This is a genomic window from Marinobacter sp. CA1 (genome assembly GCF_020546665.1).
In the GTDB taxonomy this organism is placed as follows: Bacteria; Pseudomonadota; Gammaproteobacteria; order Pseudomonadales; family Oleiphilaceae; genus Marinobacter; species Marinobacter xestospongiae.
The window spans coordinates 932,588-951,240 of sequence record NZ_CP071785.1 but is presented as its reverse complement, the minus strand read 5'-3'; the positions used below and the strand labels follow the sequence as shown (position 1 = coordinate 951,240).

Here is an 18,653-nt window from a genome sequence, read left to right as displayed (position 1 = left end):
CCGACCATGACCGACCTGAAAACCTGGGATGTCGAGAACGACCAGTTCTGGCAGACCACCGGCAAGCAGGTTGCCAACCGCAACCTCTGGATATCCATTCCCAGCCTGCTGTGCGGCTTTGCCGTGTGGCTGTACTGGGGCATCATCAGCGTACAGATGCTCAACCTGGGCTTTCCCATTCCCAAGGCAGAGCTGTTCACCCTCACGGCCATCGCCGGCCTGACCGGTGCCACCCTGCGGATTCCGAGCAGTTTCTTTATCCGCATTGCCGGTGGTCGTAACACCATCTTCTTCACCACCGCGCTGCTGATGATCCCGGCCATCGGCACCGGCTTCGCGCTGCAGAGCATCGACACACCGCTGTGGGTGTTCCAGTTGCTGGCGTTTCTGTCGGGTATCGGCGGCGGCAACTTCGCCTCATCGATGTCCAACATCAGCTTTTTCTTTCCCAAGCGTCAACAGGGCCTCGCCCTGGGGCTGAACGCCGGTCTGGGCAATGCCGGGGTCACCACCATGCAGATTCTGGTGCCCCTGGTGATGACCTTCGGCGTCTTCGGCGGCGAGCCAATGATCCTGGAAAACACCTCCGGCACCCTGATCGGCAAGATCCCCGCCGGCAGCGAGACCTGGATTCACAACGCCGGCTTTGTCTGGCTGCTGCTGCTGATTCCACTGGCTCTGGCGGGCTGGTTCGGCATGAACAACATCCGTACCGAGGCGGTGTCTCCCAACATTGGCAGCCCGGCCGGTGCTTTCGGCAAGATTGGCGGCATGCTGGCGGTGGGCTTTCTGACCGCCGCCGCAGGGCTCTACATCATCCTGCCACAGCCGGTCGGATTGGGTGCACCGGACTGGGCGAAATGGCCGGTGATTGGCGGCATCCTGCTGGGTACGGTGTTGCTGCTGAAGCTGATTCCGGGCGAGATCAAACCCAACCTGCAGCGCCAGTTCCGGATCTTCTCCAACAAGCACACCTGGATCATGAGCGTGATCTACACCATGACCTTTGGCAGCTTCATCGGCTTTTCAGCGGGCTTTGCCCTGGCGATCAAGGTGGTGTTCGGCTATCAGCACGTGATGGTGGACGGCGCCATGACCCACGACATCGTCAACCCGGACGGCCCATCCGCGCTGATGTACGCCTGGATGGGCCCGTTCATTGGCGCGCTGATTCGACCGGTCGGCGGCTGGATTGCCGATAAGGTCGGCGGCGCCCTGGTCACCGGTATTGTCGCCATCGTGATGATCGCCAGCTCACTCGGGGTCGCCTACTACCTGAAGCTGGCGTACAGCTCCGCCACCCCGCAGGAATTCTTCATGCCCTTCCTGCTGCTCTTCCTGGTGCTGTTCGCAGCCACCGGCATTGGCAATGGCTCCACCTTCCGCACCATCGCCATGGTGTTCGACAAGGAACAGGCCGGCCCGGCCCTGGGCTGGACCTCCGCAGTGGCGGCCTACGGCGCCTTTGTCATCCCCCAGGTGTTCGGCGAGCAGATCAAGGCGGCCACCCCGGAAATGGCACTGTACGGCTTCGCCCTGTTCTACGCCGGCTGCCTGGTGCTGAACTGGTGGTACTACCTGGGCCCCAAGGCCGAATTCCGCAACCCCTGAACTCATCGACCTCGACTTACTGTGCTTTGCCGGCCTTGGTGTCCCGTCCGGTGAGTTCGCTAATCAACTGAGCCACTGAAAACGCGTCTATCAACGTTTTCAGTGGCTCCCAAAGGGCGCCGCTCTGGGGCTCTTGCCCGGTGTTGCCAGCGCTTGATGTGGAACCACCACACCTGCGCACTGGCGCCTTGGCCAAGAGCCCCAGAGCGACGCAGTAGATCAGCGAACTCACCGGACGGGACACTGAGGCCGGCTTTTTTATCCTCTATCACCCGCGTTCACCAGATTATCCGCGACAATTCAGCATGTTGAGCAACCCGAACCGACAGGCGATACTGCTGCGACGGACAGATTCACTGATTCACCACGACGACCAACCGTCCAGTTCGCAGGCCTTCAACATGACCAAGTCCAACTCCGAATTTCTCATGCCCTACCAGCGCCTGGGACAGGGCGATACCCTGATCCTCTTGCATGGTGCGCTGGCCGATCCACGCCTGTGGGCGCCTCACCAGGCGGCGCTGGCCAAGTCTTACGACGTCATCGTGCCCTGCCTGCGCCACTTCGGCGAAACCCAGCCGGCGCCAGGTTCATTCGGTCTCAACACCCATGCCCGGGACCTGCTGACCCTGCTGGATCATCTTGCGCTGGAGCGGGTCCACCTGGTGGCCTGGTCCTACGGCGCCGACGTCGCCCTTAATGCCGCCACCCTGGCACCGCAGCGTTTTGCCAGCCTGTGCCTGTGTGACCCCGGCTTTCCAGGCTATCTCGCAGACGAGGCCATGGCGGAGTTCGGTGCCGATGCCCAGGCCATGTTCGAACCGGTGTTTCCGCTGGCAGCCGAGGCTCGATGGCCCGAGGCCGTGCGTCAGCTGATCGACGGCTCCGGCGGGGCTCCGGGCTATTTCGACCGCCAGCCGGACGCCGTTCGCCAGCAACAGCTGGACAACGCCGGCAGCCTGGACCTGCAGCTGCACCAGAACGAGACCCCGAACCTCACCGCAGAGACACTGGCCGGCCTGGACATCCCCACCACCATCGCCCGTGGCGAAAACACCCGGCCACTGTTCCACGTGGTCTGCAACGCCGCCCGCAGCTACCTGCCCCGTAGCCGCGAAGTGATACTGGCAGACGCCAACCACATGCTGCCCGTGGAGGCGCCGGAGCGGTTTGTGGCGCTGGTAGAAGAGCATCTGGAGGCAATGCCGGACTGATCGGGTATCAGACTAAAAGCCGAACAGGCCATGCTGGCAATCCTCAAATCTCGCCGATACAATCTGTCGTCTTTGTTGTCACTCAGACAGCTCCTGCAATGCCGTTGCAGGGGCGAAGACGATTCACCCGGAGTCGTCAGGATTACCTAATAGCCAAGGAGGCTAACTGTGCTTTCGAAGTACCCATCTGCCCCGCGTGTTCGCGCAACCACGTTCCGAACGTTGTCATTCAGCACTCTCGCAATCCTCGGGTTGAGCGGGTGTGGCGGCTCTTCCGATGACTCACCGACCGGTGGACCCGATACCGGCAACCCCGAGAATCAGACTCTCTCCGGAGTGGTTCGTAATTACTACACCGGCGATCCCGTACCCAATGCCGCCGTCACAGCTACGACAGCAGGTCGCGGCGCACTGGAAACCGTTACCACCGACGCCAATGGTCGCTTTGCCTTCAATGCCCCCGGAGAGCTGGAACGTATCGCAGTCAACGCGTCGGCCAACGGTTTCGGGGATACCTCCGTCATTGCCGGCGAACACCTCAGCTGGAACAATGAAAATCTCGAACTGTCACTGCTGCCTGCTGATGTCATGGACACTTTCAATGCCGGTCAGGCGGTCGCCCTGAGTGTCGATGGCGTTGACCTGGTCGAGCTGGACGCCAACAGCTTTGTTGATTCCGACGGCAATCCATACAGCGGCAATGTCACCGCTCACCTTACGGTGATCGATCCGTCGGGCGATCCCAGCCGCATGCCTGGTGGCTACGAAGCCATCGGAGCAGATGGTGAAGAAGGGCTGATGGAATCCTGGGGCGCAATCACAGCCACCTTCCACGGTGAAGACGGCGACAACCTGCAACTGGCCGAAGGTCGATCTGCCACGATCCGCATTCCCATCGCGGATGCCCGCTCACCTTCCCAATCTCCCTGGAACATTCCGCTGTTCTATTTTGACCAGCAGGACACCATCTGGCGTGAAGAAGGCAGCGCCCAGAAGATGGAACAAAACGGCGAATGGTTCTATGAAGGCACCGTCAACCACTTCACCAGCTGGAATGCGGATGTCCTCTACGACGCCATCACCATCTCTGGTCGCGTGGTAGACGAGGCAGGCAACCCGATTGCCGACGCCATTGTCCGTTCCCAGGGCCAGGACTACATTGGTGGTTCCTCAACCCGTACCGCCGCTGACGGGACCTTTTCCCTTCAGGTTCGTCCCGATTCCGAACTGCTGATCTCAGCAACCCGTCTCACCCTGTCGAATACCCGTGAGATTACCGTCGGCAACAGCGATACCACACTGTCTGAAGACCTGGTTCTGTTCCAGGCCTCCGTTGCCCTGACGTTGACTTGGGGGCAGAATCCTCGTGACCTGGACAGTCATCTTTACGGCCCGGCCAATGCCGACGGCAGCGAAGAGTTCCACCTCTATTACGCCAACAAGACCGAAATCTATGACGATGCCTCAATCAATCTGGATGTTGACGACACCAGCAGTTTTGGCCCTGAAGTTACTACGGTCTCGCGGTTCCCATACCCGGGCACCTACCGATATATGGTCAAGCTTTTCGCCGGCTTTGGAACGATCTCTGACTCGCCGGCCAGGGTAGAGCTGTCTATGGATGGTGAAACCCAGGTGTTCTCGCCGGCAAATGCCCAGGGCTCTGAGGGTTATTGGTGGCATGTGGTGAACTTCGTGGTCGACACCGATGGGTCAGTCACGACCCAGGTTGTCCAGGAGTGGAATAACGATGTGGGCTTTCTGGGCATCCAAGGCCATCAAAATACTCAAACCAAACAACCGATCAAATCCTACGCCCGCTAACTGGCCGTCGTAAAAGCCAGACAGAAGAGGCCGGTCACTTGACCGGCCTCTTCCCGTTGACAAACCCGGTCATCGATAAAACGTTAGCGGTCCCTGCCAGTTTTCGCGGTTACGCGTCATCGCAGATTTTCAGGCATCACAGCCTGGCCAGCCAGTACTGCGGCCAAGACCTTTCGTTCTCATACCATCCAATTTTGAATCGGATGAGTATCAGGCGCCATGACTCGGAATTCTCGCTGTAGCACGGGGTACAGCAAAGGCTCGTCAGGGACGTCCGGCGACCGCAGGCCGCGCACTGTTACGTTTTGAGTCTGGCACGGAGGTCCTCTGCTGTGTAGGTGAGAGATTCCTGGCCGTAGCGAGGCGAAGCCAAAACATCAACGATCTGGAGGCTCGACGAACCCAACCAGGCAGCACCCAGGAAATTGCTCATCGGTACGAACACCGGGGACAGACCTTTTTGGCTCAATTTCTCGGCGAACGCTCCTGCTTTTTCTGCGGATGACCAAACAGGAAGAGCCCTGCCACCATCCGCCTGTAGGGCATAAAGCGCTTGGCCAGCCGTTAGCACCCAAACACCGCCTTGCTCCTGAACAGAGCTGATAAACTCGCGATCACCGATGACTTCTACATTCATTCAAATACTCGATGCATTGTCGACGACGAAACGTAACACCGCGTTATGTGTGCGTTGCTGGTTGCAGTCACTGTATAAGAAAAACCGCATATAAACTTATTGGAATCAAACCTACCAGCCACCCGACTACAGCAAAAGTTACACCCAAGTAATTTATACTGCCACCTAAAAACTGAAAAATCAGCTTAATACTGAGACTCGATGAAATCAAAAAACCTGACATAACCAAGACCAAGGAAAAATCTATTAGAGGATGATCAACACTCTCTCCATAAACAAATAGATACGTAACAAACGTAACAGCCAAGGAAATCACTGGAATTAGGTATAAGATCAAAAACTTCGTAGCCGTACCCATATATCCTCTTTACTGAATAGTCATCTGCCACATATCACCCAAATCAGCCGACGATTCTAGCAGTGGACTTCACCCACTTTTTAGCATCTCCCCACTGCCAAGAGGTAGGGGTGCCTTAAGCAATATCCGTACGCAAGAACCGACGGAAGAGCTAACAGAACGGCTAAGTTGTATGTTGCCCCCGACAAATACAAGGGGATAACAGCATATATACTCAGTTTCGCCGCCCCTAAGAGCGAAGTGAATAACTTTTTCAGGTTCTTGGCGCTTTCCTTTATTTCGTCGTTGGACACGCTTTCTCCCCGAACCAAAAGTGCCTTTATTCCTGATGAAAGGCTATGTGCTCTATAGGCCAATAGAAGAATCGTGAGGCCGAAGATGGCAAACAATACAGGAAGATAGCCGGAGAGTATGCTTATTAGGTGATCTCGAACTTGCGCATACCGATCAACTTCTAGTATGACGATGAAGAAAAACAAAGGTGCTACCACGATTGCAAAGCGTAGCAGGAGTAACTTTCTTGAATGTCTTGCTATTTCCACCGTACTCACTGGTGACTATCCTTCTCTTGAGGCTAACGCGAAACCTTGCTGCAATCTTGGAGCCGCATAGCGGCAGAAAATTTTTTGACAACAGCGACTTGTTAAAAGTCTGTATCACTTCCACCCGAGGAATCAGTTCCCTGAGCATGTGAGGGCCCACCCTTCTGGTCTTGTGCCGATGAAAACACTGAGCCCAAGAAAATGTAGCTTAGCAATGGGACGCTTGGCTTCCTATTCTGCCCTACGAACTCATCCCCTAGCGCGGCAGCTGTCACAGTGGGGCCTATCAATGGAACCAGCCATACGAATAAGACAATGGCTCGTTTCTGGCCCACTTCAAGCGAATCAGATCGCGATACGTGATACGTCACGAATGCGGCAGAATAAATAACTACCAACCCAAGAATAGTGAGAAGAGCCGGGCCAAAATACTGCATGGTCATCCTTAACTTTTAGCGCCAGCCAGCATGCGCGGCTACGGAATGGAGGCGAAGCCGCAATGTTGTAGCCATCGCCGTGACTGGCTTTGTTGTGTACTACTTGTCAGAATTCTCGTCATCCTCGAGATCAAGATGCTCAGGTCCACCAGATAGTGGCCCCAAAGGCTCATCCTCATCCACTGGTGGAACAAGATTTTTCTTTCTTAACTCCTTAGCTCTCTCTCTGACTCGTTTCCTCGCCTCGGAGACAGAAGGATCATGCGAAGATTCACTGTTTTCACTCATAACCCACCCTACACTTTCAATCAGTCTCTGAAGGTATTATTAATCTTTCCTTCAGGTTCTTTGGGGGCAAGAACTGGCTTGTTCTCACGGACCTTTTTCGAATATTCCCTGACTTTTTTTCGCATTGAATCAGTCGTTGGCTCATCTTTCTCATTAGTCTCAAATCTATTCATCGTACCGTCTCCTTACAACACTTTGCTCATATATCTCGGTTGTTTTTTGGCAGCAGGAAAAAGTCTATACCCAAGCTTCCCGTAACTTCTTACTGCTCCATCAACTGGATCTATAACCCTTGACTCTTCGGCGCCAAGTGCATAACCAAACATTTCAACCGCTGTCAGTGCAATATAGGCGACCCGCCCTTTCAAAGGGTGGATCGGGGAAGTCGAGCCCTCCAAAACCTCAAGCCTTACGTGCACATTCTTTTCAGACATCTTGCCGAGAGCAAGCCCACAAAGCGTTCCCCCGTACCATATGGCAATCTCGATACGCTTCGGGTACTTTTCTCTATATACCGCTGACCATGTAGCCCAGTCCCATCCACCATTAGGAGGTTTCCTTGTGGTAGTACCGACACTCCACTCCCTGTATTTTGCTAATGCAAGGTTATTGATCGGTGTCAACTTCACCAGCGGCATATTGATTGCATAAGGAACCTCCTTATACACATCTAGCCGCACTTCCTCATACTTTTTCTTGAATTCCTGGTAACTTTTCCTCGATTCCACATACTTTCCTCCTTGTTTCCTTGTACACAACGAGGCTGTAGAAGAACTCGTTTCCGAGTAGTCCCTACCACCTGATCTCCAATTTTTCTGTCGCCAGCATCAGCTTGGACGATAACTCACAGCCCCTGTTTGTTTAGCCATTCAGCAACATCAGCTCCTTCAGGGACGCTATGACTGGCTTCCTGCAGCCTTTTTTGAGGGGCCTTCGCCCTCACATCATGCCGCCAAGCGCCCATAGTTCGCCAATTTCTCAATCTTGTGCACCAGGCGATACAGATGCCACTGGCCCTTCACCTTCTTCTTGCCCCGCAGGCTGAAGCGATTCAATCGTTTCGTGGTGCCGATGTTGCCGAACACCGGTTCCACCACCGACATCCGGTGGCTGTAGATCGCTTTGCCCTGAGGACTGCCCACCCGATGCTTCATCCTGTCGGTGTAGTTGGGCTGGTGTCTGTTTTCGATGGTGAACGAGACCTGCCTTCCCGAGCCTTTGCGATGATCGGCGGACGCCGGGTTCTGCATGCATCAGTGCTTCTTGGGGCCGTGCCGGCATTACAATAACTTACGGCGTTTTTTCTCCAGTTCTTTGAAGGTGCCCGACCATTGAGGTGGACCCCAAATTTTGGACAGGTGCCCAAGCTCTGATTCATCATCTCCACAAGGAGGAGAATCATGAGCAAGAAACGCAAGCAATACAGCGCATCATTCAAGTCCAAAGTCGCTCTGGCCGCGCTCAAGGGTGACCAGACCACATCTGAAATCGCTGCCCGGTTCGAGATTCACCCGACCATGGTCAGCAACTGGAAACGCGAGCTGCTGGAGAATGCCCCGGACCTCTTCGAAGGCAAGAAGAAGACCGGCAAACAGTCCAGCGAGCCCAGTTCTGACGAGCTTTATCGCGAGATCGGCCGACTGACAGTGGAACGCGATTTTTTGTCGCGCAAGCTCGATCAGTAAGCCGTCAACGCCGGTTGGCGATGATCGAGCGTGGTCATCCCCAAGTCAGCATTGTGCGCCAGTGTGAGTTGCTCAAGCTGAGCCGCTCATCGGTGTACTACGTCCCTCGTGAGCAATGTCAGGAGGATCTGGATCTGATGTACCTGATTGACCAGCAGTATCTGGAAACGCCGTACTATGGCTCTCGTAAGATGCGAGTCCACCTGGAACGCCAGGGCCACCGGATAAACCGCAAGCGGGTGCAGCGGCTGATGCGCACCATGGGCATCCAGGCGGTGTATCCAAGGCCCAGGACCAGCATTCCGGGTGATGGGCACAAGGTTTATCCGTACCTGCTCAAAGGGCTGAAGATCGACCGCCCCAACCAGGTGTGGGCGACTGACATCAGCTACGTTCCGCTGGCCCGGGGCTTCATGCACCTGGTCGCCGTCATCGACTGGTACAGCCGCAAGGTGCTGTCCTGGCGGGTCTCTAACACCATGGACACAGACTTCTGCATCGATGCTCTGGAGGAGGCCCTACAGCGCCATGGAACGCCGGAGATCTTCAACACCGATCAGGGTGCCCAGTTCACCAGTGAAGCCTTCACAGGCGTTCTCAAAGATCATGACATCCGGATCAGCATGGACGGCAAGGGCTGCTACCATGACAACATCTTCGTGGAACGGCTCTGGCGCAGCGTCAAACACGAGTGCGTCTACCTCACAGCCTTCGAGGATGGACACCACTTGAAACAGGCGCTCCACCGGTACTTTCGGCATTACAATCAGACCCGGTACCACCAAACCCTTGAATACCAAACGCCCGATGAGGTGTACTACGGGCAACCCATCTCTCTGGCAGCCTGAGCCAGGGAAACAACCGAATCATAGCTTAGGGACACCATCAGGTTGTCCAACTGATTGGGTCCACCTCACATTCCTTGGCGGCGTTGGAGGGCATCTTGCAGCCATCAATGGCGAAGAGCTCGTTCCCCAGCAGGCCCTGCTCATGACACACCAGCAGCACCTGCTCGAACAGTTCCTCAATCTCATCCGCATGACTGCTGACGAACTTCGCCAGCGTGGTGAAGTGGGGCACGGTATCGCAGGATAAGGCCTTGAAAAGGATGTTGGTCTCGCAGCACCACTGCATTTCACGGCTGGAGGTGATGCCTCGGGAATACGCAAACAGAATGACCGGCAGCAGGATGGCCGGGTCGTAGGCCCGACGACCGGTGTCCTTGTTGCGGTACCGAGGATAAAAGTTCGACAGGTCCAGCTTGTGCTGGATCAGGTAGTGAACCGTGTGCTCGAAGGTCCCTGGCTGGAGTTGATCCCGATAATTGATCACCACCATCGAGTTTTGATCGTGGTTGTAGGGCCGGAACCGGGGCTTGGCTTCTGGCATTGGACAGTCCTTGTCTGTTTGTTCAATCCTAGCAAAGCCGGTGGGGATTTCGGTTTTTTTTTACAGCCTCAACGCCTGGATTTGCGGCAATTTTGGAGCCGTGAAGCGGTGGAAAAATTGTCCGGCAACAGCGGCTGGTTATGCATTATTCGTAGTGACTCCAGAGCCTGAGGACTTTCACCACACGCTCTTCCTCGAGCACTTGGTAGACCAGCCGATGCTGAATATTGATACGGCGTGAATAGGCACCAGCAAGATCACCAACCAGCTTCTCAAACGGAGGCGGTTTGCGGTATGGATCCTCTTCTATCAGCGCCAGTAGTTCCTGGGCTTTTGGTTTGAGGCCGCTGGAGGCCAACTTCTTTGCATCTTTCTGAGCTTGCTTGGTGTAAACCAACTTCCATGTCACCAGTCCAGCTCCTCATCGCATTCCTTCACGGGGGTATCCATCCCCTCGCGAATAGACTCTCGCATACCTGGCACGGAGAGCAGGTAGAGTGTTTCCTGAATGGCCGACCAATCTTCCTCGGAAACCAAGACGGCTTTATTCCGCTTACCCATGATGACGATGGGTTGGTGAGACTCTGCAGTCTCGTCAATCAACCGATAAAGGTTGCTGCGCGCCTCAGTTGCGGTTATTCCAGTCATGACGCACCTCTTGCGTGTTTAACTTTTAATCAAGTGTACGCCTATAGGTACGTACGTCAAGACGAACGTTTTGCATAACGAGGCTGTAGAAAAACTCGTTTCCGAGTCGTCCGTGGTGTTCCTGCAGGTGGTGGCGGATCAGGCGTCGCAGCTTACTGCACCTTTTTCTCTGGTTCTTTGAAGATACCCGACCATTCCTTGGCGGCGCTGGAGGGCATCTTGCAGCCATCAATTGAGGTGGGGATTTCGGTTTTTTTCTACAGCCTCAACGCCAGTGGTAACGGGCGGCAACGGAGCGCAGCGTAGTTGCACGTCCTGTTGACCATTTGGTTAGGCATTTCGACCGGAATCAAAAATCTCAACCCCAACTACATACTGAGCATTCTCATGGGGCCTTCCAGGAGCTCATCCATTCCCTTTTTATCTAGAATGTAAGTACTCAGGTACGGTTCATCCTGATATGGGGTTATGAAGGTATGGATTACCAAAAGGAGAAGCGCCAGAGCGCCCAAGCTGGTGGAAACGGCGACTAAAGCTGTCTGCAGCGACGTAGGTGGTCGCTGCAGACAGGCCGGTCCAGGTCACCGGGCTACAGCGCAGAAAACTCTGCGTGTTCTATCGCCGAGTCCAGAAAAATGTTGTTGATGCGATTCATAAACCGCTCCGGCATGCGCACGCGTTTAATGTGCTCGAGGCCTTGAAAGCCTTGGGGGCCGATCTCTTTGATGTGGTGTGGGATCACCAAATCGACAAAGTTGTTATAGGCAAAGCCACTCACACGAATCTCTACGACCGATTCTGGCAATGACAGTGCTGTCAGCGAATTACGTGTGAAGCAATAGTCGGGAATAGTTTCCAGCGGCGCTTCAATTTTCAACTCTTCCAAGGCGTTTCTGGAAAATGCCCCATGACCGATGTAGGTAATTGCCTCTGGGATCACAAGGCTATTTAACCGGTTGTTGTAAAACGCGTCCTGGCCTATGTAGTACAGCTTTTCGGGGAAGGAGATACTCGTCAGCTGGTTTGTAGAGAAAGCTTCCGCGTGAATTTCTTCCAGAGTTGGAGGTAACACCACGGACTTCAGGCCTTTGTTCTTAAAGGCATAGCGGTATATACCCCTGACCACCTCACCCTTGATTGTTTCGGGGATCACCAAATCGGTGGCGTCTCCGTGGTAGTCGCCAATAACGACGCCGCCGTCTTCAACTTCATAACACTCAAACAGGTCCTCTGAGCTCGACATTGCTTAGCTATCCTTTTGGTTTTTTGGCGTTGAAAAGAACTTAATCGCCATCATTGTGGATTATCACCATGGCATGGTTGTCGCCCTGAAGCGTACTCGTGCGACTCGATAGTCGATTTCATTGATTGCCACTGGCGTGCAGGAAGAACCCGTTCGAGCAATTCCAGTTCATTGGCCGCCTCGAAATCCCGAGCGGTCACAAAAAAATCGTCGTCGGTTCTGATTAATGTTGCCAGTCGAGGGTTGTTCATTAGGCGGCGGCAAAACTCGACGTAAAACGTGATTACCAGTTCTTGTTGGCTCTGGAACTCCAAAGCGTCCAGCTGTGCATTGAGCTGGTCGAACAACGCACTGCAGCCTTGATGAAAGTCGACAGCGTCCAGGCCTCTTTCGCTGAAAAGCTCCGCGTCTGGTGCATTCAGCCAGCTTAACGGTGCATACTCCGGATTATCGTCAACCTCGTGCGGTTGGATCAGCGCCAGGGTAGGGGGGAAGGGGCCCTGGAGCGAATACTCGAACAACACACAGCGTACTTCGACGCTTTCCAGCGATTGCTGGCTCAGCCCCGCCAGCAATCTGCTCTCAATAGCCTCTTTGGCCTGTTCCAACAGTTCCTCCAGCGAAAGCGAGTTCATTGCCCGGTCGTAGAGTATGTCGCCGTTGTCGAGTGACTCTATGCGGTCAACCGTATAGCCGTCGTCTGCAAAATAGACCCGCTGTCGTTGCTGGCAGGTGTAATCGTGCGCCGGATTGACGCTCTCTCTGGTAATGTCACACATCCAGCGTTGGCCGTCCGCAGTGCCGCACTGCTGATACTGGTACCGTTGGGTTAAGCGCACGTGGGTGTCAACGCGCTCGTAGAGCAGCGGCAGCCCCTGATCGTCGCGGGTTATTCGTTCAACCTCCACAGCGTTGACGTGACCGTCGTTGTGGTAAGCCTGCAAGCGGGTTTGGGAGTTTTTCTCGCGTTGGAAAAAGAAATCGTAGCGGATGTCTTCACCATAAACCTGGGTGGCGTATTCGAGTTGCCCGTCACTCAATGCGAGAAGGAACCGGTCATCGCCTGGCACCTCTTCAACGGTGGGGTACAGGGCCACCTGAGCGGGGCTCAGGTGCAGCAATTCAACCGCAAAGGGCTGCAGCGTAAAGAAGTCCGCGCCGGCAAATACGATCTGTTCACCGCGGTTCGTAGCGCGTTCCAACAATTGAGGATACTCTTGAGGCAACGCTTCAAACAACTCGAGTACATCCCTCATGGTGTAATCAACCTCATCCCGTGGTAGTGGCTATAAGCAAATTATCAATCGACGCAATGCCTCATTTATGACCCAAAAATCCGGAGAAATAAAAAATATCAGACTGTTCAGAAAGTTACGAGTTCTCTGCGCAATCATTCGTAACGTGAAGTTTTGTGAAAACCGGGACAGATTTATTTCCCCCCGGTGAAGCGGTGGAAAAATTGTCCGACAACAGCGGCTGGTTATACATGAACCTCCTCCGGGATCTGAGCCAATAGGTCAGTAACCCCGATATCCACGCCGGGAGCGCCAGCGTAGGTGCGTCCGACAACAGCCACTTTTTATATTACTCACCAATGATGCCAGCCCCTACAGCCCAGCGCTTAATTTTCTTAAAGTCTAACTTTCTCAAAAAGCTTCCGAAGAAGAATCCAGGAACGAGCCCCAAAAATAAAGACCAAGGATATATAGCCCCATTAATGCCCCCGGCTAAATTAGTGTAAACAGTTAGCCCTGCAAAAAGGACCATCATGAACATCCATAGACAGCCAAAGATATTAAATAATTTATTTAGAATCCAGCAACAACCTTGAATTAACGACATATCTTCCTTAACAAAAAAAAATATAATGCCGCCATAAAAGGCGAGCAACTTGTTGCGAGTCCATCGCTGAAAGCGCGATTTTTGATGGCTTTGTTAACACCTGAACTAGCATTAAAACACACGCCTAAAAGTGCAATTTTCACCGTCTTCTATGGTGAACTCGGATTCCCACGTTGAATTAACGTTAACCCCACAGTAGCTAAATAAGACTGACGCACCAATAGTTATATATGACAACTCAAATTCATAATCTTCGTACGGCTTAATTTTACTAGCGACTTCAGAGTCAAGCTCTACAACTTTGCCTAGTAGTTGGCTAAGGATCAGCTTGTCCATATTGGTCAGTTCGGATCTACCTTCAAATATTATCGTAAATTCACAATCGCCCGTACCGAAGTCATAGCAAAGATCGCTTTCGTCTAAATACCATTCATAATATTTGTAATCTTTAACGAAGTTCGGTGGATTCTTTTCTCTAAGAGTATGGATATTGTTGATCATAATGTAGTGCTAACGCCCGGCTCACCAGCGCCCAAGCCGGAGATATTTTTGTGGTAAAGTAAGCGAAGCGCAACCCACAAAAAGAACGTAGGTTTGGGCGTCTGCGTGGAGCCGCTCGTTAGGTGAATTACGCTGTAGCATCATGAACTTCTCGATTAAGCGCTAAGGATAGTTTTGCACATATTTTAGTGATCCAAGCTATCCAAAAATCATGATTGACGTTTCCTGAAAATACAAGACCGCTGGGCTCAGCTGAAACTAAAATAAATTGCGCATCTCCTTCTATCCCATACCAATAGGGGAAATCCTTTCCTTCAATCCAGCCATCCATTTCACGATAGACCGCCATAATCTTATCCCAGTCTTCATCTGGTAAATCAAATGGGACATTTAAAGTGATTGATTGCAATTCCATATTTTACCTAGCCCGGATTTCTCATAGGCTGCCAACAAGTTTCGCAGACTGGTCGACCCATCGCCATGCCGGCTCAGCTCAGGCCCTAACCGCTCAATATTTAAACGGTAGCCGTCCTCCGGACACACTACCCCCTCCCCCCATTGCGTCGGGCCGGGGGAGCCCAGGGTTCTATCCCGGAACCAGTCGGCGCACCAGATCTGAGAGTTCATCTTTGTACGGGTAGGTATCACTCATCAGCACCCGGACTCGACGGGTATTGCGGATGATCACCGCACCCACCTTGATCAGCTTGAGTCTCAGTGTGCTGGCACTCATACGCTCGAACGGTGTCTTCCTCAGGTGGCTCCGCAGCCGTTCGAACAAGGTGTAGGCAAAGCCCGACAGGATCAATCGCCACTGGTTGGTCCACCAGTGGGTGCTGGAGGTGCGATCAGCAAATAGGCTCAGTTGCTGGTCCTTGATCCGGTTTTCCATGTCACCCCGGGCACAGTACTGCTCGTAGTAGAGCTTGAACCCGTCATCGTAACGGGAGCTGATGATGAACCGGGGATTGGAGCCCAGCTCGCCTTCTTCCAGGCGGGCGACCACCCAGCGAGGGTATTTCCAGGACTTCGCCTGATACTGGAAGCGGAAGGTCTCCGCCACCTTTTCTTTCACCTGCCACTGGGTCGTGCGTACCAGCATCATGGGCACGTCCACTTCCTTGAGCAGGCGGCTGTTCTTGCTGATGCCAACGATGTAATCGACATCATTGTGGTCGCACCAGCTCAGTATCCGGGGTCGGTAAAAACCGCTGTCACCCCGGAATACGATGCGGGTATCCGGCCAGTACTGGCGAATGAAGCGCACCAGCAGCGCCAGAATGGCCCAGCTGTGGCGGCTGTCACTGCGGTTGCTGGTGCGCAGGTAACTGACCAGCAGGTGGCGACCACAGAACACGTACAGCGGAAAGTAGCAATGGTGGTCGTAGTAACCGTTGAAGAACTTGCCCGGCTGCTCGCCATGGACCGGAATGTCGGTGCCATCAAAGTCGAGCACAATTTCCTTCGGCGGCTCGTCATGCTGCTCGATGAAATGGTGCCAGAGCAGCTCGTGGGCCTTCACCATCGCCTGCCGGTCTACTCGCTGCTCCATCCGACATAGCGTGGATTTGCCGGCCAGATCATTGTCCTGGCCAACGGCTGTTTGAAGTGCCTGATCAAAGCGCAGGGCTTCGTGATCATTCAGGTCTTCGTAACCGGCCGCCACGCCGAAGACCCGTTGACGAACCATGGTGTCCAGCTTGTGGCGGACCATTTCCGGTGTTCGTGGGTCTTGCAGTACTGAGGCCAGGCGACGAGTCAGTCGATGCTGCTGGTCGACTTCACGGAGCAGCAGTAATCCGACATCGGAGGTGATATGGCCACCGGAGAAATCGGCTTCAATCTGGCGGCGTGCGAGTGGCGAGAAGGTCAGTTTTTCAGGTACCATTTTGGAAGTGGCTGTTGGTGCTTGGTGGATTGGTTAGGCTCTTGAAACCATAGCACTTTCAGCCGCTTTCTTTTATCCCCCGTGAGAAATCCGGGCTAAACAATTATAATTTACGACTTCGCCAAATTCGTTTCGTATTGAATCACCTAAACGCCCTTGCAATTCAATAGCTTTTTCATATGCCTGCTCTGGCGAATCAGCCTTTAGCAAATATGTTTGAATCTGATATTCGTGAGCAATATCTCCATCTAAATCAATAGCGATTACAAATTCAGCTATATACCACATCCATTCTGCTCTAACTATCTGCATAGTTTCTCGTACAGCTAAAACGCCCGGCTCACGCGCCGGTTTGAAGCCGCAAAGCGGCGGAAAATCGGTCGCTGTGCAGCCGATTGATACTGATTGAGCCTTCTCCCCAGCCCAGCGGTTGCCCGCTAAGCTGGAAGGCGACCAAGCTCTACAAGGGAGAAGACTCAATGAACTTTTACCATAGCACCCACCGCCATTATTGTGGAATCGACCTGCACGCCCGCAGCCTGTATGTCTGTATCATCAACCAACAAGGCGAGGTGTTGCTGCACAAGGAAATCAAAGCCCGCCCGGAACCGCTACTGGCTCTGCTGGAACCCTTTCGCGATGATCTCGTCGTAGGTGTCGAATGCATGCACTGCTGGTACTGGATATCAGACCTGTGCGAAGAACACGGCATCAACTTCATTCTGGGCCATGCGCTTTACATGAAAGCGATCCATGGCGGCAAAACCAAGAACGACCGTATTGATTCCTTCAAGATCGCCATGCTCATGCGCGGTGGTAATTTCCCGCTGGCTTACGTCTATCCCAAGGAGGTGCGGGCCACCCGCGATCTGTTGCGCCGCCGGACTCGCATTGTCCGTCATGGGGCCATGCTCAAGGCCCACGCGGTGAACACTCTGGGCCAATACAATCTGCCACCCAGTAAAGCCAACCTCAACAACCCTGGCGGCCGGTCACAACTGACCGCTGCGTTTAGCGATCCAGACGTTCAGCGCAACATCGATCTGGACCTGGCCATCGTCGACTGTTATCAACACGAGCTCAAAAAGCTTGAATGGCATTTGGAACAGCAGGCCAAACAACACGATCCAGCATCACTCAACGTGCTGAAAACCATTCCCGGAGTAGGTCGCATTCTGGCCCTGACCATTCTCTATGAAGTCGGCGATATCCAGCGCTTCGAATCGGTTCAGAAGTTTGCATCCTACGCCCGCCTGGTGAAGTGCAAAGCCGAATCGGCCGGCAAGGTCTATGGCACTCAGGGCAACAAGATCGGCAATGCCCATCTGAAGTGGGCGTTCTCAGAGGCAGCTGTGCTGTTTATCCGTAACAACGACAAGGCCAAACGCTACGTCGACAAACTCCAGAGGCGGATGAATAAACCCAAGGCCCTGTCCGCACTGGCGCACAAGCTGGGACGAGCGGTGTACTTCATGCTCAAAGACAAGAGGGTGTTCGATGAACAACGGTTCCTGAGAGGTTAGTCACGACACGGGCTGAGCATGACGTCTAACTGGATCAGAAAGGATGACGCCGAAGACTGCAAGTCCGCTGACTGGTACCCGATACCCAAGCGGTTTTCTGTCACCGATGTTGAAGCCAGGGCGACTTGATTAGCCAGCCCGTGGGCGTGCCTTAATACCATGAGCCAGTGCGCTTACACCGGTCCTGAGCCTGACACTAACTGGAGCCATGCAGCCCGACACTTGAATAGCGCCAGTGACCGGTTAACCGATGAATGTCTGGTGCCCCTGACCCACCGAAGGAACGACCGGTCAGGCTGTGGTCCAAAGCCACGTAAGAGAGCCCCTATATGTGTTTGCTGTAAGTGCCTGACAGCTCCGCGAGACTGACGAAGCAGGCGTTCTTGCTCATGGGTTTAGGTTGGCCGCTGGCGCGGCCAAAAAAATGACTATTACCTATTGCATCCGAGAAGGCTCATATGTGTTAGCTTTGCTCGCCATAGCTACTCGAGACCAAGAAGACGACGAATATTGTGCTGCTCGCCGAGGATAGAGTTTGCGAACTCCCGATCAGTAATTCCGCCAGCGCCCTCTTGATCTAAGCGTGCCCCGGCATCTAATAGGAGTTTAACGATCTCTACCGAGCTCGGTTGGATACTAAGAGCCTCGCGGAGAGGCGTAACCCCCTCCTCGTTCGCCCGATTTACACCTGCACCTGCTCCAATAAGAACTTCAATTGCATTCACATTTGTCGCTCTTACCGCATAGTGAAGCGGAGTGTTGCCGTAAATGTCCACACCGTCAGCATCCACCCCCCAGGATAGAAGCGACTGAATCATCTCGGGAGGCCCGTTCATCGCAGGATTGACCAGCGCTCGGTGAAGGTAATTCCAATTCTCTCGCTCCGTGAGATCCGTGCTTGAGACCTCGGTCCGAAGCCGATCAAACTCCTGCCTGTTACCGCGAAGTATTGCTCTCAGAAGTTGTCTCGACATTGCGTCTCTTGCCTTTGAAGCTAATCGGGATAGGGAGGCACCTCACGGC

The 18,653-nt window shown here is 53.8% G+C and carries 18 protein-coding genes and 2 pseudogenes; 5 read left to right on the top strand and 15 right to left on the bottom strand.

All coding sequences use genetic code 11. The features are described 5' to 3' along the window. The first annotated feature begins 6 nt into the window (after window positions 1-6). The 3 genes from J2887_RS04395 (at window position 7) to J2887_RS04385 (ending at window position 4,649) form a co-directional block, all read left to right on the top strand. On the top strand, window positions 7-1,611 hold the full coding sequence (locus J2887_RS04395) for an MFS transporter (RefSeq protein ID WP_227174365.1): 1,605 nt from the start codon (window positions 7-9) through the stop codon (window positions 1,609-1,611). A 401-nt stretch (window positions 1,612-2,012) separates the two neighbouring features. After that, window positions 2,013-2,825: an alpha/beta fold hydrolase gene (locus J2887_RS04390; RefSeq protein ID WP_227174363.1), complete on the top strand. Its 813-nt coding sequence runs from the start codon at window positions 2,013-2,015 to the stop codon at window positions 2,823-2,825. 336 nt (window positions 2,826-3,161) lie between these two features. Further along, window positions 3,162-4,649, top strand: a complete 1,488-nt coding sequence (locus J2887_RS04385) for a carboxypeptidase regulatory-like domain-containing protein (protein ID WP_267461611.1) — start codon at window positions 3,162-3,164, stop codon at window positions 4,647-4,649. A 298-nt stretch (window positions 4,650-4,947) separates the two neighbouring features. Here the strand turns inward: J2887_RS04385 and J2887_RS04380 are convergent, their stop codons facing one another. The 4 genes and pseudogenes from J2887_RS04380 to J2887_RS04365 all read right to left on the bottom strand — a co-directional run. After that, window positions 4,948-5,286 (bottom strand): DUF2750 domain-containing protein, encoded by a 339-nt coding sequence (locus J2887_RS04380; protein WP_227174359.1) that lies wholly within the window; start codon window positions 5,284-5,286, stop codon window positions 4,948-4,950. 1,645 nt (window positions 5,287-6,931) lie between these two features. Beyond that, window positions 6,932-7,084: a hypothetical protein gene (locus tag J2887_RS04375; RefSeq protein ID WP_227174357.1), complete on the bottom strand. Its 153-nt coding sequence runs from the start codon at window positions 7,082-7,084 to the stop codon at window positions 6,932-6,934. Window positions 7,085-7,096: 12 nt separating this feature from the next. Continuing rightward, entirely contained in the window at window positions 7,097-7,639 is a 543-nt protein-coding gene (locus J2887_RS04370) for a hypothetical protein (protein WP_227174356.1), read from the bottom strand. A 216-nt stretch (window positions 7,640-7,855) separates the two neighbouring features. Continuing rightward, window positions 7,856-8,191 (bottom strand): annotated as a pseudogene (locus J2887_RS04365) (transposase); the annotation flags it as partial. Window positions 8,192-8,311: 120 nt separating this feature from the next. Between J2887_RS04365 and J2887_RS04360 the strand changes: the two are divergent. Continuing rightward, window positions 8,312-9,444, top strand: a protein-coding gene (locus J2887_RS04360) for an IS3 family transposase (protein ID WP_227174066.1) whose coding sequence is annotated in 2 segments (ribosomal slippage) — window positions 8,312-8,582 and window positions 8,582-9,444 — 1,134 coding nt in all. Because the reading frame shifts where the segments join, the coding sequence is not laid out codon by codon here. A gap of 70 nt (window positions 9,445-9,514) precedes the next feature. Here the strand turns inward: J2887_RS04360 and J2887_RS04355 are convergent. The 10 genes and pseudogenes from J2887_RS04355 to J2887_RS04310 all read right to left on the bottom strand — a co-directional run. Continuing rightward, window positions 9,515-9,985 (bottom strand): annotated as a pseudogene (locus tag J2887_RS04355) (transposase); the annotation flags it as partial. 145 nt (window positions 9,986-10,130) lie between these two features. Continuing rightward, complete coding sequence (locus J2887_RS04350) at window positions 10,131-10,394, bottom strand: Txe/YoeB family addiction module toxin (protein WP_227174355.1); 264 nt, start codon at window positions 10,392-10,394, stop codon at window positions 10,131-10,133. Beyond that, window positions 10,391-10,633, bottom strand: a complete 243-nt coding sequence (locus J2887_RS04345) for a type II toxin-antitoxin system Phd/YefM family antitoxin (protein ID WP_027831703.1) — start codon at window positions 10,631-10,633, stop codon at window positions 10,391-10,393. Before J2887_RS04345 ends, J2887_RS04350 begins: the two co-directional genes overlap by 4 nt. A gap of 589 nt (window positions 10,634-11,222) precedes the next feature. Then, window positions 11,223-11,876, bottom strand: coding sequence for a leucine-rich repeat domain-containing protein (locus tag J2887_RS04340; protein WP_227174354.1), 654 nt, complete (start codon window positions 11,874-11,876; stop codon window positions 11,223-11,225). Between the two features lie 50 nt (window positions 11,877-11,926). Beyond that, window positions 11,927-13,132, bottom strand: coding sequence for a hypothetical protein (locus J2887_RS04335; RefSeq protein WP_227174353.1), 1,206 nt, complete (start codon window positions 13,130-13,132; stop codon window positions 11,927-11,929). A 328-nt stretch (window positions 13,133-13,460) separates the two neighbouring features. Beyond that, window positions 13,461-13,766, bottom strand: coding sequence for a hypothetical protein (locus J2887_RS04330; protein ID WP_227174351.1), 306 nt, complete (start codon window positions 13,764-13,766; stop codon window positions 13,461-13,463). Window positions 13,767-13,829: 63 nt separating this feature from the next. Beyond that, on the bottom strand, window positions 13,830-14,219 hold the full coding sequence (locus tag J2887_RS04325; RefSeq protein ID WP_227174350.1) for a hypothetical protein: 390 nt from the start codon (window positions 14,217-14,219) through the stop codon (window positions 13,830-13,832). 127 nt (window positions 14,220-14,346) lie between these two features. Beyond that, a complete protein-coding gene (locus J2887_RS04320; RefSeq protein WP_227174349.1) occupies window positions 14,347-14,634 on the bottom strand; it encodes a hypothetical protein in 288 nt (95 codons plus the stop codon). Between the two features lie 171 nt (window positions 14,635-14,805). After that, window positions 14,806-16,107 (bottom strand): IS1380 family transposase, encoded by a 1,302-nt coding sequence (locus J2887_RS04315; RefSeq protein WP_227174348.1) that lies wholly within the window; start codon window positions 16,105-16,107, stop codon window positions 14,806-14,808. A gap of 72 nt (window positions 16,108-16,179) precedes the next feature. Continuing rightward, window positions 16,180-16,419 (bottom strand): DUF4288 domain-containing protein, encoded by a 240-nt coding sequence (locus J2887_RS04310; RefSeq protein ID WP_227174347.1) that lies wholly within the window; start codon window positions 16,417-16,419, stop codon window positions 16,180-16,182. A 167-nt stretch (window positions 16,420-16,586) separates the two neighbouring features. Here J2887_RS04310 and J2887_RS04305 point away from each other — a divergent pair, with 167 nt between their 5' ends. Further along, window positions 16,587-17,630 (top strand): IS110 family transposase, encoded by a 1,044-nt coding sequence (locus J2887_RS04305; protein WP_227171250.1) that lies wholly within the window; start codon window positions 16,587-16,589, stop codon window positions 17,628-17,630. Between the two features lie 482 nt (window positions 17,631-18,112). Here J2887_RS04305 and J2887_RS21795 read toward each other — a convergent pair whose 3' ends face one another. Then, window positions 18,113-18,466 carry an ankyrin repeat domain-containing protein gene (locus tag J2887_RS21795; protein WP_416381909.1) on the bottom strand — a complete coding sequence of 118 codons (354 nt, stop codon included), beginning with the start codon at window positions 18,464-18,466 and terminating at the stop codon, window positions 18,113-18,115. Between the last annotated feature and the right edge of the window lie 187 nt (window positions 18,467-18,653).